Raw genomic sequence first — 18,920 nt, forward strand, 5'->3', positions numbered from 1 at the left:
CTTTGTCCATAAAATTTTAGGTGGCTTCGATATCGAACGGAGCGAGTTTACCTGCACTCAAACGGTCAGTCTGAGAGGTACCCTGAACCGGCGCAATCACTCGCGTGCGCTGCTCAGCTGCCTGCCGCTCTCTCTCACGCTCAGCGTCGTCCTCAGCCAGCGCCTCTCGAACAATGGTGCGGGGGTCATACTGGCGAGGGTCATACTGACGCCAGTTGATGTCATCCAATACACCAGGGCCCATTGCCTCTTTGAAATCGTCTTTGGCGTCAAACGCCATACGACGAACAGACTTCACAAGTTCTTTGAGCTGTTGGGCGTATTCGGGCATGCGTTCTGGGCCGATCACCACTAGTGCGATGACGACAATGATAATAAATTCCATACCGCTAATTCCGAACACATTGAGAGATTACCAGCATTGGCGCACAAAACGCACATATAAGTGGTACGGGTCTATATGATTAGTAGGGAATCCAAAGCTTTTCAGGGAGATTATCTATGGCTCAGCTACCTCAACTCAGCGCAGCGTTCATTGAGGAGTACCCTCGACAAAGCGAGTTGATGCAGCAAACCCGTGCCGAGGGCGAGCGCAGCGGTGTCTCGGGTGTCTCCGCCCCTGTTGCTTCTTTGCTGACTGTTCTCGCGGCGGTTTCTGCTGCTCAGAATACCGTTGAGGTGGGTACAGGTAGCGGTGTATCGACGCTTGCCCTGTTAGAAGGCTTGCCCGAGGGGTCAGCGCTGACCACCATTGATATCGACTCCACCCGTGAGCAAACGGCTAAAGAAGCTATTAAGGCGGCGGGCTTTGATAAGACTCACCGGGTTCGTGCTATCACCGGGGATGCCGCCCACGTGCTCCCCCGTCTGTCTGAAAATTCCTACGATCTTGCGTTTATCGACGCAGATGCAGAACACTTTGAACACTATGTGTATGAATGTTTGGCCCTGCTCAAAACAGGGGGTCTGCTCATAGTGCATGATGCGCTCAACAACGGGGCGGTGGCTTCGCCTACTGCGCGCGATGAAGTGACTAACTCGCATCGTTCGGTGTTGAACTCGCTACGCGAAATCGACGATATTTTTGTCTCGCTGGTGCATGCTGGCTTGGGGCTGTTTCTGGTCTATAAACGTTAGATTTTCTACAGCCAATGGCTGACTTGCCTCCGGTGGGTAAAGCTCTCTTACCCCAATCTGTAGCTTTGGGAGATCGAGATATTTTTTACGGCGGGTAGTCTCCGCCACCGGGCAGTTGCTTCCAGTGCCAAAGCCAGCCAACCCACCCAGCCTGAAGCACAGCACCACTGGTGATCAGCAGTGCTCTGTAGGCTCGCGATGTTGAAAGTGCAACCAGCGGCAATACAAGAACAAAAAGCGGTAGCATCATGCGGAAGGTTGAGCTCTGCGGGAACCAGAACAGCAGTAAGTAGACCGCAAAACTTGCACACCATAGTCTCAGGGCTGGGGCAAGCGTCCGTGAGGTGAGCGGCGACAATAGCACTCCGAAAAAGGCAACTACCAATGCTGCCAGTAAAAGCGGGCCAAAAACGCCGAGATAGTGTTTACTCTGTTCGATCCACGGTGCAAAGAGGTACAGGTGGCTACCGCGCCACGCTGTTTCTGTTGCTGTATAGGCATCGGGTTCTCCGGTGCGCATCCACGCTATTAAAGGCCAGAGAAGAGCGAAGGCACACACCGCCAACGCGCACACCAGCTGTACCAGGTGTTTCTTGAAAGATGTAGCTAGCTTTCTGTAGCTCAGCGCTGTACCGCCTGATTCTGTGAAGACTGTCCATGCCCACCACAGCCCAAAGGTTGCACCTAGCGGCACACCGATAGGGCGCGAGAGGCAGGCGATGAGTGCAAACGGCAGGGCAAGAATATAGTGGCTGCGCAGTAAAAATAAAAGACTAGCAGCAAGAAAAATGAGGTTAAACGATTCCGCGTAGGGAATTTGCAGGACTGCGCTCACGGGTGCGAAACCAAAGACAGCAACTGTCCACAGAGCTAAGGTGTGGCGGCTACTTTGAGCTGAAGCAGCCGATACAGATTCTGGCTCCTGCCAGTTGGTTTTAGCAAGAGACTCTTTAAAGAGCAGGTAGATGACCCACGCTGCAATGAACCCGGAGATAAGAGCTACCCCAATGGCGGCACTCATATAACTAACATCAAATATTTTGGCTAGCCCACCGGAGACCATGGGATATGCAGGCATGAAAGCCCACTGGTTCTGTTCTACTACCCCGCTGGCGCTGTGCGGAAGGTGCTGGGGGTAGCCGCTAACAGCTATTTTCTCGTACCAGCCAGCATCCCAGATGCTCAAAAACTGGGCATAGCTCAGAGGACCACTACCCCAGGGGCTTGTCAGTTGTTGGCGCGCTACCGTTGAGAAAACGAACCATCCCCAAACCCTTGATGCAGCAAACACAAGAAGTACCTGCGCGAAGGCAGGCAAACCCATAAAGCGGAGTTTGGCACGCAGAAACAGTTCAACCAACCGCTGAGTTGCCTGCGGTACACGAAGTTTTCTGGCTCCGGTTTGGGGTTCCAGTTGATCAGAGGGGTACACAGGAGACCTATTGCCTGCCGACAATTATTTGACCTCGGTGGTGGACGCAGGGTGGTGGTGAGTTACCCGCGTTTCGTTATGCTCGATGAGCTGAGCAATGAACTGGTCAACTTCGCTCTTGTTATAGCCACCTAGAGAGGTCGCAAATCGAAGGCGTTTGAGGTCTTCGGCAGATAGATTCTCAGGCAAGATCAGGGCTGGTTCAACAGCTTCATGAAGATCGATTCCGTCAGAGGCAAAGTGCTCCATCGTCTGTCGTCCGGGAAAGAGTCGCTGACCGCCTAACAAGCATCCTGCAATTACAAGCATGGCCAGCATGACAAAAACGAGAGCCACCAAAATATACGCCATTTGCCCTACCTTACCTTCATAGGATATTGTGCACATCACACCATATGAGCGAAGTGAATCACTCCAAAAGATGCAGTCCGTAACATATCGGTTACTTTGACTGTTTACTGTTGATTCAAACATGCCACACTCAAGCTCGTGAAGCATGCCTAAATACTTCATGCTACATGAGCAAATTACTCTATAAGACCCAGGAGGGCCCCGATGAGCCAAGAAGCTCTGGTTCAGGTACGCGGCGTCAATAAGCACTACGGTGCTTTACACGTACTCAAGAACATCAACCTAGAGGTTGGTAAAGGTGAAGTCATTATTTTGCTCGGCCCTTCAGGCTCGGGTAAATCCACCCTGTGCCGCACCATCAATCGTCTTGAGACCATCGATAACGGTGAAATCCTCATCGATGGCAAGGTTCTTCCCGCCGAGGGCAAAGAACTAGCTAAACTTCGTGCAGATGTGGGCATGGTTTTCCAGTCTTTCAACCTCTTTGCGCACAAGACCATCTTGGATAACGTAACGCTCGGTCCTCGCAAGGTCCGCGGCCTGTCCAAGTCAGAAGCTGAGGCTGAAGCCATGCAACTTCTCAAGAAGGTCGGCGTTGATTCACAGGCAAATAAGATGCCCGCTCAGCTTTCCGGCGGTCAGCAGCAGCGCGTTGCTATCGCGCGCGCGCTAGCCATGAAGCCCAAGGTCATGCTCTTTGACGAGCCCACCTCAGCGCTCGATCCCGAAATGGTCAATGAGGTTCTCGAAACCATGGTTTCACTGGCTCGCGAAGGCATGACCATGATTGTAGTAACCCACGAAATGGGCTTTGCCCGCCGCGCAGCCGACCGCATCGTTTTCTTGGCAGATGGCGAAATCATCGAGCAGTCCAGCCCCGACGAATTCTTCTCAAACCCCAAGTCAGAACGCGCACGCGACTTCTTGGGCAAAATCCTCAACCACTAACCGGCGCACCGGTTTTAGATGTGAAAGAGACACACATGTTCAACAACATCACAAGCAAAATCGCAAAGGCAACATCCGTGGCTGCAGTTGCGACCCTTGCGCTGACCGGTTGTGGTTCTTCAACGTCGGCAGATGGCGATACCATCCGCATCGGCATCAAGTACGATCAGCCAGGTCTGGGTTACCAGGACGGGCGCGACTACACCGGTTTTGATACCGATGTGGCCCGCTACGTTGCCAACGAGCTGGGCTACGATGAAGACCATATCGAATGGGTTGAATCTCCCTCAGCAAACCGCGAAAACATGCTGAAAAACGGACAGGTCGACATGATTTTTGCGACCTACTCCATTTCTGAATCGCGTTTGAAAACCGTTGATTTCGCCGGCCCATACTTTACCGCGGGCCAGGACCTTCTGGTACAGAAGGACAACACTGACATCACCGGCCCCGATACGCTCGATGGCAAGAACCTGTGTTCTGTGACCGGTTCAACCTCGGCGAAAAAAGTTCAGGATAAGTACGCATCCTCTGTTCAGCTGGTTCAGCAGAATTCTTACTCTGACTGTGTGGTTGCGCTGAACGCTGGCATGGTGGATGCGGTGACTACTGACGACATCATTTTGGCTGGTCTTGCGTCGACCAAAGCTAATAAAGGTGAGCTCAAGGTAGTCGGCAATACTTTCACTGAGGAACGCTACGGCGTTGGCCTGCCTAAGGGTACCGACAAGTGCGAGGCTATCAACAAAGCCATTAACAAAATGGTTGAAACCGGTGCATGGGAAGAAGCCCTCACCAAAAATGTTGGTGAATCCGGCTTCAAGTACAACCGCGAACTCAACCCTCCCAAGCTTGACTCAGCCTGCGCTACTGCACCGGCTAAATAAGCATCTCTCACCTATACATACTTTTAGATATTGGAGACTTTCATGTCGTTCTCTGAACAGCTCTCCACGCTCTTTGCCAAATACAATGTGATCGATGCGTTTTGGACAAACGTGCAGTTGACCTTCTGGGCAGCTATCGGTGCTTTTGTTCTCGGATCGATTCTGGCATTGATGCGTATTTCACCGGTTCCTTCGCTGCGTGCGGCGGGTACCGCCTACGTTCACTTGGTTCGCAATACTCCGCTGACCATTTTGATGACTTTGGCAATTTTGGGCGTGTGGACTCAGTTTCAGCTCTCGCTCTCAAGCAACTTTGAGACTAACTTCTTTCTCTACGCAATTATCGTCCTGGCGATTTATCACGCTGCTTTTGTGTGTGAGGCTATTCGCTCCGGTGTGAATACTGTGCCCACCGGTCAGGCGGAAGCTGCACGTGCTATTGGTTTGGGTTTTATGCCCACTGCACGCTACGTGATTTTCCCGCAGGCGCTGCGTGGTTCTATTACTCCTCTGGGCAATACTCTGATTGCTCTTGCTAAGAACACCACTGTTGCTACCGTAGCGTCCGTGGCAGAAGCATCGGGCATGATGAAATCCATGATCGAGTTCAACTCTGATCTAGTGTTCATGATCTTCTTTGTTTTTGCGATGGGCTTTGTGGTGATCGTGGTTCCGATCGGTCTGCTCACTACCTGGGCTTCACGTAAACTGGCGGTGAAACGATGAATCGTAAAGTTACTACCTCGTCATCTGTACTCTTTGACGTTCCCGGCCCTAAGGCAGTAGCTCGCACCCGACTTTTCAATATTTTGTCGGTGTTCGCTATTCTCGCGCTTCTTGGCTACATCGGTTATGTCATGCATCGTCAGGGACAGCTTGAGGCTGATAAGTGGACGTCCCTTTTCAGCGGCAACCTGTGGGCTAACTACATTCTGCCCGGCCTGTGGAATACCTTGAAAGCTGCGCTAATTTCAGTCGTTACCTCTGTAGCTTTCGGTGTGTTCTTTGGCATGGCACGCCTCTCACCGTTAGCTCCCGTACGCTGGTTCGGAACTATCGTTGTTGAGTTCTTCCGCGCAGTGCCGGTGTTAATCATGATGATTTTCTTCTGGCTCTTCTTGGGCAAGTTCTCTGTGTTCTCACCGCAGCAGCTCCCCTTTATCGCTGTTGTGCTGGGTCTGACGCTCTACAACGGATCGGTTATTGCAGAGCTGTTGCGTTCCGGTGTTCATCAGCTTCCTAAGGGACAGGGTGAAGCTGGCCTTGCCATCGGTTTGACCCCGTGGAAGGTTCTGACTTCGATTCTGATGCCGCAGGCTATGACCGCCATGATGCCCTCTTTGCTGTCACAGTTCGTGGTGATCCTTAAAGACACCGCGCTCGGCTACATCATCTCGTACCCCGAGGTGCTCGCATCCGCACGACGCTTTGGCTCCGGTGAAGGCAACATTTTGCAGATGCTCCTTCTGGCAGCTCTCTTGTTTATCGTCATCAACTTTGCGTTGACGTTGCTTGCTGAACGTCTATCGAAGTTCATGAGCTCACGCTCCAACGTGGAAATCAAGCACGCTGACGGTGTTCCCGGCGAGGTCGATGATCCTCGCCCGAAGACCGAAATGATGTTCAAGATTCCTAAGGCGTAATCTGGCTCTTTCGCAGCAAATAAAAGCACCCGCGTCCTACCTACTACAGGTAAGGACGCGGGTGCTTTAGTTCTGCCCGGGCGTATCTGCTAGGCAGTCAACCACTGGTGCAGTGCGCGGTAGCATTCGCGGATGGCTTCGGCGCTGACATGCTCGTTATCGGTGTGCGCTAGTAGGGCGTCACCGGGGCCGAAGTTCACGGCGGGAATACCGATTTCACTAAAGCGTGCCACATCCGTCCAACCGTACTTTGGTTTAGGCTCTTGACCTACAGATTCAATCAAGGAACGTGAGAGGTCTGCATCGAGTCCAGGACGCGCCGCTGACGACTTATCAACGAATTCTAGCTCGTAGCCTTCAAAAACGTTCTCAACGTGAGCGATAGCTTGATCCAGCGTCTTGTTGGGCGCAAAACGGTAATTGATGTGCACCTTAGAATGATCGGGAATCACGTTGCCCGCAATACCGCCCTCAATCTGCACAGCGTTGAGCCCTTCGCGGAAGGCAAGTCCCTCTACATCGTAGGTTTGGGCCTCGTAGGTGGCCAGGCGGCCCAGGACGTCTGCCATCTTGTGAATCGCGTTCTCCCCCACCCACGAGCGTCCTGAGTGGGATGCCTTACCGTGAGCGTGAATCCAAAAACGCATGGTGCCGTTACAGCCGCCCTCGATAGTGCCATTAGTGGGTTCTAGTAGCACCGCAAAATCAGCGTCTGTTAGCAAAGACTCGTGATTGCGCATGAGGCGGGCAAGGCCGGAAAGCTCCGAGGCGACTTCTTCGTGATCGTAAAAGACGTAGGTAATGTCATAGTGAGCGTCGGTCAGTGCAGCCGCCAATGTCAGTTGCACAGCCACGCCACCTTTCATGTCGGTGGCGCCGCGTCCGTATAGCACTTTTTCGCCGTCTTCTTCGACCCACTGGCTCGGCACGGTACCCAAAGACCCTTCAACCTGCGGCAGGGGTACGGTATCGAGATGACCGGCAAGCACTATTCGCTTGTCCTTGCCCCAGTTAGTACGCGCAATAATGGAATCCCCGTCACGAGTGACGCTCAGATGCTCTAAGGACGTCAGCTGCTTCTCAACAGCATCAGCGATGCGTTTCTCATCGCTCGACACTGAAAAAATATCCAAAAGATCGCGAGTCAGCTCCGCAACGTCCTGGGTTAAGTCGAGCTCCTGAGGTCCGATATCAGAAAAATTATCAGCTGTCTGAAGTGTTGTAGTCATGCGTCCACCATACAACTACCACTGGGCAAGACTCATCATCTTTTCGTAGACTGGACTGTATGACTGATTCACGCGTAGCTTCAGGCTTGGGCCTGGCAACCATCGTACATTCTGGCAACAACGCCGGCACGGTTCTTGATACCTGGTTTCCTGCACCGGCACTTACCAAAGAGGCAGACGAATCCTCACGAGCAGCGCTAGAGCAGCTCGTTGCGGAGGACGCTTCTCGCAACGTTCGCACCGAGGTTGTGAATGTTTCCATCAACTTGGAGGAGGCTCCCGCTGACGCATCAGACGCGTACCTGCGCCTGCACCTTCTCTCGCATACGCTGGTAGAGCCCAACTCCATCAATCTTGACGGTCTTTTCGGGAAGCTCGCTAACGTGGCGTGGACTAATTTCGGCCCTGTTTTGGCATCTGAAATCAATGAGCTTTCCATCAAGTTGCGTACCCGCGGCCATCTGAGCATCTCTCACGTAGATAAGTTCCCGCGCATGATTGACTACGTGGTACCTGCAGGCGTTCGTATTGGCGACGCTGACCGTGTGCGTCTTGGCGCGCATTTGGCGTCCGGCACCACCGTCATGCACGAAGGCTTCGTCAACTTTAACGCGGGTACTCGTGGCACCTCAATGGTCGAAGGACGCATCTCGCAGGGCGTTATCGTCGGCGACGGTTCTGATATCGGCGGCGGCGCATCCACCATGGGCACTCTCTCCGGCGGCGGCACCGAACGCGTCTCTATAGGTGAACGTTCGCTGGTTGGTGCTGAAGCTGGCATCGGCATTGCCCTGGGCGATGACTGCGTCGTTGAAGCCGGTCTTTACGTCACTGCGGGTTCTCGCGTCAATGTCATTCTTGAAAAGGGCGCTGAGCCTAAGACCGTCAAAGCAGTTGAACTTTCAGGCGTCTCGAACCTTTTGTTCCGCCGCAATTCACTCACCGGTGCAATCGAAGTATTGCCCCGCGCAAATAACACGGTTGAGCTTAACGAAGCACTGCATATCAACTAATTCCAGTTGGTAAACATTACCGGGGAGTACGAAAACCTTTTTCGTACTCCCCTTTTCATCGTAATTTTGTAGGTAGTTGTGCGCTCACTAGCGGAATTACTGCCACCGCAATTGCTTCTACGGGTAGAGTAGAAATTGCACTATATAATAAGCATTTGCTTTCTTATCGTGCGTGGGGAATAACGCACGGTTTCATCTAAAGGGGATTTATGAAGATTTTGGTTACCGGTGGTGCCGGCTACATCGGCTCGCACACCGTTCTAGAGCTACTCAACGCAGGCCACGACGTCACTGTCATGGACAACTTGGCAAACTCATCAGAAGAATCATTGGCACGCGTGGCAGAGCTGACCGGCAAGAAGGCCGCTTTCCGCAACGTTGACTTGCTTGATATTCAGGGCATGAAGGATCTGTTCAACGAAGTAAAGCCCGACGCTGTTATTCACTTCGCTGGTTTGAAGGCTGTTGGCGAGTCGGCTGAAAAGCCGCTGTGGTACTACCAGACCAACGTCACCGGTACCTTGAATCTGCTGTACGCAATGGAAGAATCAGGTTGCAAGTCAATCGTCTTCTCATCGTCAGCAACCGTGTACGGTGCTCCTGAAGAAATGCCGCTGACCGAAAAGATCAATATGGACGCGCAGTCCTGCTACGGCCGCACCAAGGAGCACATCGAAGATATGCTCGTTGACTTGGCAGCATCCGATGATTCATGGAACATCGCTCTGTTGCGCTACTTCAACCCCGTTGGCGCACACGAGTCAGGTCGTATTGGTGAGGATCCTGCAGGCATCCCCAACAATCTTGTTCCCTTCATCGCTCAGGTTGCAGTCGGACGCCGCGAACACCTGAACGTGTTCGGCAACGACTACCCCACCGTGGACGGCACCGGTGTGCGCGACTACATCCACGTGGTTGACTTGGCTGACGGCCACCTCAAGGCACTGGATTACATTGCTGAGCACGGCGGGCTGCACACGTGGAACCTGGGTACCGGCAACGGCTATTCGGTTCTGGAAGTTCTGCACGCGTTTGAAGAAGCAGCTGGTAAGGAACTGCCCTACAAGATTGTTGACCGCCGTCCCGGCGACGTAGCAGTCTCCTACGCTGATCCTTCATCAGCACTGGCTGACCTGGGTTGGAGCGCCTCACGCGATATCAAGACCATGGTTCGCGACCACTGGAACTGGCAGAAGAACAACCCCAACGGTTACGAAGCCTAAGCTTTCTTAAATCTCAAATACGAGGGGGCGGGGACTTTCACTGTGAAAGTTCCCGCCCCCTCGTTATAAGTAGTGCTCGGATACACTGCGAGGGGGCATGTATCGTTCAAATCTCATGATTTTTGAACGATACATGCCCCCTCGCGGAAACTTTAGTTAGTCTCTACACCCGGGTAGTGACGCAGCTTCTCGCCGGTGTAAATCTGACGAGGACGTCCGATCTTGGTGTCCGGGTCCTGAATCATTTCGCGCCACTGAGCGATCCAGCCGGGCATACGTCCCAGTGCAAAGAGCACAGTGAACATCTGCTCGGGGAAGCCCATAGCGGTGTAAATCAGACCGGTGTAGAAGTCCACGTTCGGGTAGAGCTTGCGCTCGATGAAGTAATCATCAGCCAAAGCCTTCTCTTCAAGACGCTGAGCAATCTCAAGCAGCTCATTATCGCCACCTGCCTTACCCAGAACCTCGTCCGCGGTCTTCTTGATGATGCGTGCGCGAGGATCGTAGTTCTTGTAGACACGGTGGCCGAAGCCCATCAGGCGTACGCCGTCTTCCTTCTTCTTAACCTTCTCCATGAAGTCTTCGGGGCTGATGCCCTCTTCTTTGATCTTACGGAGCATGTTGAGAACAGCCTCGTTAGCGCCGCCGTGAAGCGGGCCGTACAGCGCATTGATGCCTGCTGAAACAGAGGTGAACATGTTAGCGTGGGCTGAACCGACCAGGCGCACGGTTGATGCGGAGCAATTCTGCTCGTGATCAGCGTGAAGAAGCAAGAGGGTATCGAGTGCCTTGGCCGTTACGGGGTCAACTTCGTAGTCCTCGGTCGGGAAGCCAAAGCACATGCGCAAGAAGTTCTCAGAGTAGTTGAGATCGTTCTTGGGGTAGATGAAAGGCTCACCGCGTTCCTTCTTGAACGCGTAAGCAGCCAGGGTGGGAACCTTAGACAACAGTCGGAAGGTAGAAACCTCAACCTGATGATCGTCGAAAGGATCAAGTGAGTCACCGTAGAAGGTGGACATTGCAGAAACGCTCGCTGCAAGCACAGCCATGGGGTGAGCACCGCGAGGGAAGCCCGAGAAGAAGGTCTTGAAGTCCTCGTGCACCATGGTGTGACGACGAATCATGGTGTCGAACTCATCAAGCTGTGAGCCGCTGGGTAGTTCGCCGTAAATCAAAAGGTAAGCTACTTCAACAAAGCTTGAGTTAGCTGCCAATTCTTCAATAGGATAACCGCGGTAGCGCAGAATACCTTCGTCACCGTCAATATAGGTAATTGCTGACTTAGCGTTAGCGGTGTTCATGAAGCCCGGATCGTAGGCTACGTGACCGGTTTCTTTGAGCAATCCCGCGGTTGAAAAGCCGTTGCCACCTTCGGTTGCCTTAACACCGGGGAGCTTTAGTTCCTTTTTGCCGAAGCTTAGAGTTGCTGAAGTCTCAGCCATTGTTCCTCCATTTTTCGTGGAATGTAGTTGAGGTGGAAGGTTCGACATCGAACACAGTGCACCTCAACATCACCAAACATCTGTTGTTTAGATTACCCTGAATCATGCACTCGGTCACATCGGGCGCTTCTTCGGACGAAATATTTGCACCGGCAAGGTTTAACCGTTAGAGAGGCGCTGCGCAGCTTTTGCGATGTTTTCATCGCTACCGGTCAGCGCGATACGCACGTAGCCTTCACCCGCGTCCCCGTAGAAAACACCGGGACCAATCAGAATGCCCTTGTCGGCAAAACGCTGCACAGTATCCCAGGTGCTCTCCCCCGCTGTAGCCCACAGGTAGAGGCCAGCCTCAGAATGCTCGACGCGCAACCCAAACTTCTCGACGGCAGGTAGTAACATTTCTCGACGCGCGCGGTAGAGATCTTTCTGTGCCGTTACGTGTAAATCTTCAGTCAGCGCTACTGTCATTGCCTGCTGAACAGGCGCTGGCACAATCATGCCGGCATGCTTGCGAGAGTTCACAAGGTTCTTCATAATCGCCGCATCGCCCGCAATGAATGCGGCGCGATAGCCCGCCAAGTTTGACTGCTTAGACAGGGAATAAACGCTAAGCAATAGGTCGTTAGAACCACCGGTTACTGCCGGATCAAGGATTGAAGGAACGGAGCGTCCGCCGCGCTGAACGTCCCATTCGCCCCATCCTAATTCGGCGTAACATTCATCGGATGCGACCACGGCACCGATAGCTCGGGCGTCATCAACGAGTTTCTTCAGCTCATCTACGTCACGAACGATGCCGGTGGGATTTGCCGGAGAATTAACCCACACCAAGCGCACGCGAGCACGGGTTTCAGCATCCAGCTCGTCCAAAGAATCAGCCGCAACAAAGTCCGCCCCGGCAAGCTGGGCACCAATATCATAGGTGGGGTAAGCAACGGTTGGACGCACCACGACATCGCCCTTGCCGAGCCCAAGCAAGAAAGGCAACCAGGCGACCAGCTCCTTAGAACCAACAGTCGGCATCACCTGCTCAACGCTCAGCCCGGGAACATTGCGGCGACGCTCAAACCAGTCAACAATCGCCTGGCGAACCTCAACCGTACCGTGCGTTGTTGGGTAGCCGTGCGCATCCGTCGCATCAGCAAGAGCACGGCGGATCACATCCGGCGTAGGGTCAACAGGCGTACCAATCGAAAGATTCACCAAGCCGTCCGGATGCGCCTCAGCTGTCTTACGGTAAGGAACCATGGTATCCCACGGGTAATCGGGCAGTTGCAAACCAAATTCAGGCATCGTCAATCTCTTCTAGCTCGTTGAATATTTTTTCCAGTCTAAACCTCTGGGCAAGTCGCCCGCTTGTTCAGAACCAAAAATTTCATCTATAGAAACCTCAGCGCTACCCGTATTTCACGCTAAACACCGCCATAAAAGAAGTTAAAAGAAAATCCTGCCAGCATATAGCCAGCAGGATTTTCATCAGTAAATGGACGCTTAGTCCTGGTTCTGAGGAGGCAAAGCCGCAATCATCGGGTGATCCTTCTCGATCTTGCCCAAGCGAGCTGCGCCACCGGGTGAACCGAGGTCGTCAAAGAAGTCAACGTTTGCGTTGTAGTAATCAGCCCATTCCTCGGGAACATCGTCCTCGTAGTAAATAGCTTCAACGGGGCAAACGGGCTCACATGCACCACAGTCAACGCACTCGTCGGGGTGGATGTACAGGGAACGTTCACCTTCGTAGATGCAGTCAACGGGGCATTCTTCAACGCATGCCTTGTCCTTAACATCCACGCAGGGCTGAGCAATAACGTAAGTCATGCTTGCCTTTCTCTAGCGTCCGCCCGAGATCTCTAAAAGTGGGAATGAGATGGGACCCGGGCGTCCTGTGTGCGAAATTGGGTTATCTTTAGAACAGTTTAGCCCTTAACCTGCATCGAAACAGATTTTAGTGGCATACACTACACGGAAAATCCGGCTAGTCGCGGGCTACTTTTGCCGGGTTTCTGGCGTGCGATTTTGCGGCGATAATGATGCCTAAAGTCACGCAAAATAAGGAACCTAAGCCCCATAGCGTACCAGCGACGCCAATGGGCAAATCGGTATTCATCAGCACTAAAACTGATTGATCGCGGGCGCGGCCGAACGCAAAATACGTAATAATCGCAAAAATCGTCACACCCATCAGACCACCGGTCCACGTTCTTTGCGTGTGCAAGCAAAGCCAGATGGTCGCCAGGCACGTCATCAGCAGGGCGAGCAGGGTTCCCCACGGGATATAAACGGTCTGCGAGAGGTACCAGATGGATGCGTGCCACATGGTTCCACAAAACGCCACGATAGCACCCAGCGCTATAGCAGCAATCGCGCTGGATACTGTTCCCGGCGCGGTAGGTGAAGAAGGTTTCATCATGCTGAACCCTTTGAACTGAGAAGTCGGTAGGTCTCTACCGCTGAGATTTTTTGCGGCACGAGGTTGGAGAATTTAAAGACGTCGTCAGAGACGATAATGACCTGTGTGGCGTGAGCGCGCATGGCTTCACGTTTAGCGTCCTTATCGCCCTCAATAACAGCCTGCAAGCGGGTATCGTCGGGGTTGGAGTCACCTTCAAGCCCCCAAGCCAGCTGCGGCTCAGCATCACTACCACGCAAGATGTTCAATGCCCGAGATGTCGCAAGATGAACACGTACGTGATCTGGGTGGCCGTACCCGCCACCATCGTCATAGGTCACCACAACATGCGGTTTGCGCGCGCGAATATAGGATGCGATTGCTTCGGCTTCTTCTTCCTCCGAGAGCTTGGTCAGGCAGTCATCGGCAGCTACCGGGTTAGCCTTAGCGCGGCCGTCTTCACCCCATTCCATACCGGAATCACGGTAAATCGTTGCACCGTTTTCTGCGCGAGCATCACCGCGACCTAAATATTCATGGTGCCTTACGCCTAAAACGTCAAGGGCTGCTTTGAGTTCCTTTTCGCGAAGCTCCCCTAGGCCCTCTCCTCGATCAGTAGTACCGGAGTCCCAGGCCTCAAGATATTTGAGGTCATCAGGAATGACCTCGCCCATCTCGCCGCGGGTAGCAGTCAGCAAATCTACCTGTGCACCGGCTCTACTCAGTGCTCCCATGGTGGCGCCGGTCGAGGTAGATTCATCGTCAGGATGCGCGTGCACAAAAAGAACCCTGGCATCAGCAGGAGCCAGATCTGCGGGCAATAACGATTGCACGTAGTTCTCAGCCACAAAGCTACCCTGCTCCGGATAGTAGGGGGTGTTCTCTTGAGTCACTGCCATCACTTTCATACGTTTTTTGAGGTCTCACCTATTTTATAGGGTCTTGCTGGGTGCTTTCTGCGAACCTGATCGGCACCCATACTAAAAGTGAGGTAAGAGCCAACCGGCTCTCACCTCACTTTTGTATAACAGCTAGTGCAGCTTATGCACGCGCACGGCGACGGAATTCGCGAACGCGCTCGTTAGCGTCCAGGATAACCTTGCGGATGCGGATAGCCTCGGGAGTAACCTCAACGCACTCGTCTTCGCGAGCGAATTCCAGTGACTCTTCCAAGGTCAGCTTGCGCGGAGGGGTCAAGTTTTCGAAGTTATCTGCAGATGCTGAACGCATGTTGGTCAGCTTCTTTTCCTTGGTGATGTTAACTTCCATGTCATCTGCACGGGAGTTTTCGCCAACAATCATGCCTTCGTAAACCTCTGAGGTGGGTTCAACGAAGAATGAGCCGCGCTCCTGCAGGTTAATCATTGCGTACGGGGTTACAACGCCGGCACGGTCTGCAACCATTGAGCCGTTGGTGCGGTACTCGATGTCGCCTGCCCAGGGCTCGTAACCAATTGCGTAGGAAGATGAGATACCTGCACCGCGGGTTTCGGTGAGGAACTGGGTGCGGAAGCCAATCAGGCCACGTGCGGGAACGTTGAATTCCATGCGAACCCAGCCGGTGCCGTTGTTGGACATGTTGTCCATACGGCCCTTACGAGCAGCCATCAGCTGAGTAACAGCACCCAAGTATTCTTCGGGAACGTCAATGATCATGTGCTCCATGGGCTCATGAACCTTGCCGTCAATAGTCTTGGTAACAACCTGAGGCTTACCAACAGTCAGTTCGAAGCCCTCACGACGCATCTGCTCCACCAGAATTGCAAGAGCAAGCTCGCCGCGTCCCTGAACTTCCCATGCGTCAGGACGCTGGGTGGGAAGAACCTTGATGGAGACGTTACCGATGAGCTCCTTGTCCAAGCGATCCTTCACTTGGCGAGCGGTCACCTTAGCGCCCTTGACCTTACCAGCCAAAGGTGAGGTGTTGATACCGACGGTCATGGAGATCGCCGGGTCATCAACGGTAATCAGCGGCAGTGGCTTGGGGGTTTCAGGGTCGGTCAAGGTTTCACCGATGGTGATGTCTTCGATACCTGCAACCGCCACGATTTCACCGGGGCCAGCTGATTCAGCGGGAACACGCTCAAGCGCCTTGGTAGCCAGAAGCTCTGAGATACGAACGTTCTTGGTTTCGCCGTCCTGGCGTACCCATGCAACGGTCTGGCCCTTCTTCAGGGTGCCGTTGAAGATACGGAGCAGTGCCAAACGACCCAAGAAGGGTGATGAGTCAAGGTTGGTCACGTGCGCCTGCAGAACCTCATCGGGGTTGTAAGTAGGTGCAGGAACGCGTTCGATGATGGTCTTGAACAGCGGCTCAAGATCATCGTTATCGGGCAGTGAGCCGTCAGCAGGCTGGTTCAAGGACGCGGCGCCTGCCTTACCGGATGCGAAAACGATCGGCACATCAAGCAGTGATTCTTCGTCCAGATCGGGTACTTCTTCAGCCAAATCAGATGCCAGGCCGAGCAGAAGGTCCATGGTCTCGCCGATGACTTCGTCAATACGAGCGTCGGGGCGGTCAACCTTGTTAACCACAACAATAACGGGAAGCTTTGCAGCAAGTGCCTTACGCAGTACAAAGCGGGTCTGGGGCAGGGGACCTTCTGACGCGTCCACCAGCAAAACAACACCGTCAACCATGGACAGACCGCGCTCAACCTCGCCACCGAAGTCGGCGTGGCCGGGGGTGTCAATGACGTTGATGGTGATCTTTTCACCGTTTGAGCTGGGGCCATCGTAGAACACGGTGGTGTTCTTCGCGAGGATGGTAATGCCCTTTTCTTTTTCAAGGTCGCCGGAGTCCATGACGCGGTCTTCAACATCCGCGTGTGCACTAAATGCGTTGGTCTGCTTGAGCATCGCGTCAACGATGGTGGTCTTACCGTGGTCAACGTGAGCAACGATTGCCACATTGCGTAGATCGCTACGTGAAGCGGTGTTTTCAGACATGCGTTATGATCTCGCTTAATCTAGGGAATAGAAATGCTCGTGTGCGCTATAACAAGTTTTTAGGCGCGCAACAGCACGGGCTTTAGGTACATCATACCTACTGAATGCCCCTAAAAGCTTGTCTATTGCACCACACCCCATATCTGTGGTGCGCTCGACACCTCTAAAACGTCCAGGCACATTCGCTTTTTAAAGCACTATCGCGCCCGCACACAGTGTGCGAGCGCGATAGAAAGTCACTCACTCTTTAGAGCCTGGTAGAAGTCTCTACTTCTTCCAAGGCGCTGAAGTACCGGGCTTTTTAGCTGCACGGTCAGCTTCAACTTCTTCTTGAGTGAGAGAACGCTGTGCCTGGGTATCAGTCATCTGCTCAATGGCTACACTGTGCAGGTTGACCTGGTTGACCACGCGATCCACACGAGAATCAACGTCTGATACCGCAGCTTCAACGCGTTCTTCAACCATTTCAGCAACAGCCTCATCAACCGCTGCCTCAACACGAGCGTCCACTACCGATAAAACCGACGACTTGACCTCGGTTGCCACCATCTCATCAATGTTGTCAGAGACGCGGCTGTGAACAGCTCGCTCGATTTCCTGACGAGCCTGACGACGCTGACCGCGCACAATGAGCTGGTGCTCGTGGCGCAGGGTCTTGGTCAAGGATGCGCACATCAGCAAGATGACGACGGAGAACGGCAGTGCGGTAAGAATAGCGACGGTCTGGATGGTGGTCAGCGATTCTGCGCCACCGGCAAGAAGCAGAGCAACGGATGCTGCGCCTGCAACCAGCGTCCAGAACACGCGAATCCAGGTCTTAGGCTCGGGTGAACCGTGAGTGGAAATCATACCCAGAACCAGAGCACCTGAGTCTGCTGAGGTCACGAAGAAGATGATGATCAGCAGAACGCTACCGATAGTCAGGGCAACTGATCCGGGCATATTGCCCAGCATGTTGAACAGGATGTGCTCAGCAACTGCGCTACCGTCTGCTTCAAGCAGTGAGGGCTTATCGGTGAAAAGCTCCTGGTAGAGAGCTGAGCCGCCCATCACGGTGAACCAGAAGAATGAAATCAGTGACGGTGCCAACAGAACACCGAGAACGAACTCGCGAACGGTACGACCCTTAGAAACGCGAGCAATGAACATACCTACGAAGGGCGACCATGAAATCCACCAGCCCCAGTAGAAGGTAGTCCAGGTAGCCTGGAACTTCTGTCCCTCATCGCCGTACAGCGCCAAGGTGTTGAAGGTCAGCGAAATGAAGTTCTGAGCGTAGTTACCGATAGCGGAAACAAATTCGCGGAAGATAAAGATAGTCGGGCCAGCAACCAGCACGAACAGGCAGACGACTGCCGCCAGAATCAGGTTACCGTTGGATAGCCATTTCATGCCCTTTTCAAGACCGGTAACCACTGAAACCAGGGTAACAACGGTCAGAACAGCGATGATGATGACGTAGCCCAGCTGGGTGTTCGCATCGATGTTGATGTAGCCGAGGCCAGCAGCAATCTGCATAACGCCCAAGCCCATAGAGGTTGCAACACCGAACAGGGTGCCAACGAGAGCAACAACGTCAATTGCATCGCCCCAGCCGCCTTCAACCTTCTTACCGAAGATAGGCTTCAGAGCATAGCGGATAGACAGGGGCAACCCCTGACGGTGAGTAGCGTATGCAAGTGCCAGACCCACGATGACGTAGATAGCCCAGGGGTGCAGACCCCAGTGCAAGAATGACTGGCTCATAGCGGCCTGCGCTACCTGCGCGTCGTTACCTGAAACTCCGGGACGCGGGTTCACATAGTGCATCAGAGGCTCGGATGCGCCGTAGAACACCAGGCCGATACCCATACCCGCTGCGAAGAGGAAGGACAGCCAGGTCATAAAACCAAAGTCGGGCTCGTCATCGTCGTTACCGATTTTGACGTCACCAAGGCGGGAAAATCCCACGTACAGCGCAAAAATCACAAAGAACGCTACAAGCGCAACGTAGTACCAGCCAAAGTAGCCGATAACCTGGGTCTGCAGGTTAGAGAAAATCTCCTGCGCACTGGTGGGAAAGAGCAAAACCCACCCGATGAATGCCGCCATAATGATGGCTGCAGGCCAGAAAACGCGCTTAGCCAGCGAACCAGCCTCGACCTTGTCCATCATCTCTTGTGAGAGACCGTTGGGTGCAAGACCAGCGTCTCCGGGCGGAGCTTTAATATCTCGTGCCATGTTGATTCCTTCGTATTTGTATGTGCATGCTGCCGATACATAATCGACGGGCATAAAAAA

18 protein-coding genes are annotated in these 18,920 nt (G+C 53.4%); 7 read left to right on the forward strand and 11 right to left on the reverse strand.

All coding sequences use genetic code 11. The features are described 5' to 3' along the window. Positions 1–16: 16 nt before the first annotated feature. Positions 17–403, reverse strand: a complete 387-nt coding sequence (locus tag HF984_RS01010) for a twin-arginine translocase TatA/TatE family subunit (protein ID WP_168613812.1) — start codon at positions 401–403, stop codon at positions 17–19. A gap of 98 nt (positions 404–501) precedes the next feature. Here HF984_RS01010 and HF984_RS01015 point away from each other — a divergent pair, with 98 nt between their 5' ends. Continuing rightward, on the forward strand, positions 502–1,137 hold the full coding sequence (locus HF984_RS01015) for an O-methyltransferase (protein WP_168613813.1): 636 nt from the start codon (positions 502–504) through the stop codon (positions 1,135–1,137). Positions 1,138–1,222: 85 nt separating this feature from the next. Here HF984_RS01015 and HF984_RS01020 read toward each other — a convergent pair whose 3' ends face one another. Further along, positions 1,223–2,569, reverse strand: coding sequence for a hypothetical protein (locus HF984_RS01020; RefSeq protein ID WP_343947419.1), 1,347 nt, complete (start codon positions 2,567–2,569; stop codon positions 1,223–1,225). Positions 2,570–2,593: 24 nt separating this feature from the next. After that, positions 2,594–2,920: a DivIVA domain-containing protein gene (locus tag HF984_RS01025; RefSeq protein ID WP_168613814.1), complete on the reverse strand. Its 327-nt coding sequence runs from the start codon at positions 2,918–2,920 to the stop codon at positions 2,594–2,596. Positions 2,921–3,139: 219 nt separating this feature from the next. Here HF984_RS01025 and HF984_RS01030 point away from each other — a divergent pair, with 219 nt between their 5' ends. Genes HF984_RS01030 through HF984_RS01045 form a run of 4 tightly spaced genes read left to right on the forward strand, consistent with a single transcriptional unit; the run spans position 3,140 to position 6,398 of the window. Next, positions 3,140–3,868, forward strand: coding sequence for an amino acid ABC transporter ATP-binding protein (locus tag HF984_RS01030; RefSeq protein WP_190725414.1), 729 nt, complete (start codon positions 3,140–3,142; stop codon positions 3,866–3,868). 35 nt (positions 3,869–3,903) lie between these two features. Beyond that, a complete protein-coding gene (locus HF984_RS01035) occupies positions 3,904–4,755 on the forward strand; it encodes a glutamate ABC transporter substrate-binding protein (protein WP_168613816.1) in 852 nt (283 codons plus the stop codon). A 42-nt stretch (positions 4,756–4,797) separates the two neighbouring features. Continuing rightward, positions 4,798–5,481: an amino acid ABC transporter permease gene (locus HF984_RS01040; RefSeq protein ID WP_168613817.1), complete on the forward strand. Its 684-nt coding sequence runs from the start codon at positions 4,798–4,800 to the stop codon at positions 5,479–5,481. Further along, positions 5,478–6,398, forward strand: coding sequence for an amino acid ABC transporter permease (locus HF984_RS01045; RefSeq protein WP_168613818.1), 921 nt, complete (start codon positions 5,478–5,480; stop codon positions 6,396–6,398). Before HF984_RS01040 ends, HF984_RS01045 begins: the two co-directional genes overlap by 4 nt. An 89-nt stretch (positions 6,399–6,487) precedes the next feature. On the opposite strand, the gene dapE is transcribed toward HF984_RS01045, so the two are convergent. Then, entirely contained in the window at positions 6,488–7,627 is a 1,140-nt protein-coding gene (dapE, locus tag HF984_RS01050) for a succinyl-diaminopimelate desuccinylase (RefSeq protein ID WP_168613819.1), read from the reverse strand. 59 nt (positions 7,628–7,686) lie between these two features. On the opposite strand from dapE, the gene dapD reads away from it, so the two are divergent. Beyond that, on the forward strand, positions 7,687–8,640 hold the full coding sequence (gene dapD / locus HF984_RS01055; protein ID WP_168613820.1) for a 2,3,4,5-tetrahydropyridine-2,6-dicarboxylate N-succinyltransferase: 954 nt from the start codon (positions 7,687–7,689) through the stop codon (positions 8,638–8,640). Between the two features lie 209 nt (positions 8,641–8,849). Further along, entirely contained in the window at positions 8,850–9,863 is a 1,014-nt protein-coding gene (gene galE, locus HF984_RS01060; protein WP_168613821.1) for a UDP-glucose 4-epimerase GalE, read from the forward strand. A 152-nt stretch (positions 9,864–10,015) separates the two neighbouring features. Here galE and HF984_RS01065 read toward each other — a convergent pair whose 3' ends face one another. The 7 genes from HF984_RS01065 to HF984_RS01095 form a co-directional block, all read right to left on the reverse strand. Then, on the reverse strand, positions 10,016–11,305 hold the full coding sequence (locus tag HF984_RS01065) for a citrate synthase (RefSeq protein WP_168613822.1): 1,290 nt from the start codon (positions 11,303–11,305) through the stop codon (positions 10,016–10,018). Between the two features lie 159 nt (positions 11,306–11,464). Then, on the reverse strand, positions 11,465–12,598 hold the full coding sequence (gene dapC / locus HF984_RS01070) for a succinyldiaminopimelate transaminase (protein ID WP_168613823.1): 1,134 nt from the start codon (positions 12,596–12,598) through the stop codon (positions 11,465–11,467). 198 nt (positions 12,599–12,796) lie between these two features. Continuing rightward, the gene (gene fdxA / locus HF984_RS01075; protein WP_168613824.1) at positions 12,797–13,120 is read right to left on the reverse strand and encodes a ferredoxin; all 324 of its coding nucleotides are present in this window, start codon (positions 13,118–13,120) and stop codon (positions 12,797–12,799) included. 157 nt (positions 13,121–13,277) lie between these two features. After that, positions 13,278–13,712, reverse strand: coding sequence for a hypothetical protein (locus tag HF984_RS01080; RefSeq protein WP_168613825.1), 435 nt, complete (start codon positions 13,710–13,712; stop codon positions 13,278–13,280). Then, complete coding sequence (locus tag HF984_RS01085) at positions 13,709–14,584, reverse strand: PIG-L family deacetylase (RefSeq protein WP_168613826.1); 876 nt, start codon at positions 14,582–14,584, stop codon at positions 13,709–13,711. The genes HF984_RS01080 and HF984_RS01085 overlap by 4 nt, the downstream gene beginning before the upstream one ends. Positions 14,585–14,732: 148 nt before the next feature. Next, positions 14,733–16,640: a translational GTPase TypA gene (typA, locus tag HF984_RS01090; RefSeq protein ID WP_168613827.1), complete on the reverse strand. Its 1,908-nt coding sequence runs from the start codon at positions 16,638–16,640 to the stop codon at positions 14,733–14,735. 267 nt (positions 16,641–16,907) lie between these two features. Further along, complete coding sequence (locus tag HF984_RS01095; protein WP_168613828.1) at positions 16,908–18,860, reverse strand: BCCT family transporter; 1,953 nt, start codon at positions 18,858–18,860, stop codon at positions 16,908–16,910. Positions 18,861–18,920 lie beyond the last annotated feature (60 nt).

This window comes from Rothia terrae (assembly GCF_012396615.1).
Taxonomy (GTDB): domain Bacteria; phylum Actinomycetota; class Actinomycetes; order Actinomycetales; family Micrococcaceae; genus Rothia; species Rothia terrae.

What these genes read in the sequence shown, in the direction of transcription:
- HF984_RS01015 (WP_168613813.1), top strand. Translation starts at nt 502, where the DNA reads ATGGCTCAGCTACCTCAACTCAGCGCAGCGTTCATTGAGGAGTACCCT.
- HF984_RS01025 (WP_168613814.1), bottom strand. Translation starts at nt 2,920, where the DNA reads ATGGCGTATATTTTGGTGGCTCTCGTTTTTGTCATGCTGGCCATGCTT.
- HF984_RS01035 (WP_168613816.1), top strand. Translation starts at nt 3,904, where the DNA reads ATGTTCAACAACATCACAAGCAAAATCGCAAAGGCAACATCCGTGGCT.
- HF984_RS01040 (WP_168613817.1), top strand. Translation starts at nt 4,798, where the DNA reads ATGTCGTTCTCTGAACAGCTCTCCACGCTCTTTGCCAAATACAATGTG.
- HF984_RS01045 (WP_168613818.1), top strand. Translation starts at nt 5,478, where the DNA reads ATGAATCGTAAAGTTACTACCTCGTCATCTGTACTCTTTGACGTTCCC.
- dapE (WP_168613819.1), bottom strand. Translation starts at nt 7,627, where the DNA reads ATGACTACAACACTTCAGACAGCTGATAATTTTTCTGATATCGGACCT.
- dapD (WP_168613820.1), top strand. Translation starts at nt 7,687, where the DNA reads ATGACTGATTCACGCGTAGCTTCAGGCTTGGGCCTGGCAACCATCGTA.
- galE (WP_168613821.1), top strand. Translation starts at nt 8,850, where the DNA reads ATGAAGATTTTGGTTACCGGTGGTGCCGGCTACATCGGCTCGCACACC.
- HF984_RS01065 (WP_168613822.1), bottom strand. Translation starts at nt 11,305, where the DNA reads ATGGCTGAGACTTCAGCAACTCTAAGCTTCGGCAAAAAGGAACTAAAG.
- dapC (WP_168613823.1), bottom strand. Translation starts at nt 12,598, where the DNA reads ATGCCTGAATTTGGTTTGCAACTGCCCGATTACCCGTGGGATACCATG.
- fdxA (WP_168613824.1), bottom strand. Translation starts at nt 13,120, where the DNA reads ATGACTTACGTTATTGCTCAGCCCTGCGTGGATGTTAAGGACAAGGCA.
- HF984_RS01080 (WP_168613825.1), bottom strand. Translation starts at nt 13,712, where the DNA reads ATGATGAAACCTTCTTCACCTACCGCGCCGGGAACAGTATCCAGCGCG.
- typA (WP_168613827.1), bottom strand. Translation starts at nt 16,640, where the DNA reads ATGTCTGAAAACACCGCTTCACGTAGCGATCTACGCAATGTGGCAATC.
- HF984_RS01095 (WP_168613828.1), bottom strand. Translation starts at nt 18,860, where the DNA reads ATGGCACGAGATATTAAAGCTCCGCCCGGAGACGCTGGTCTTGCACCC.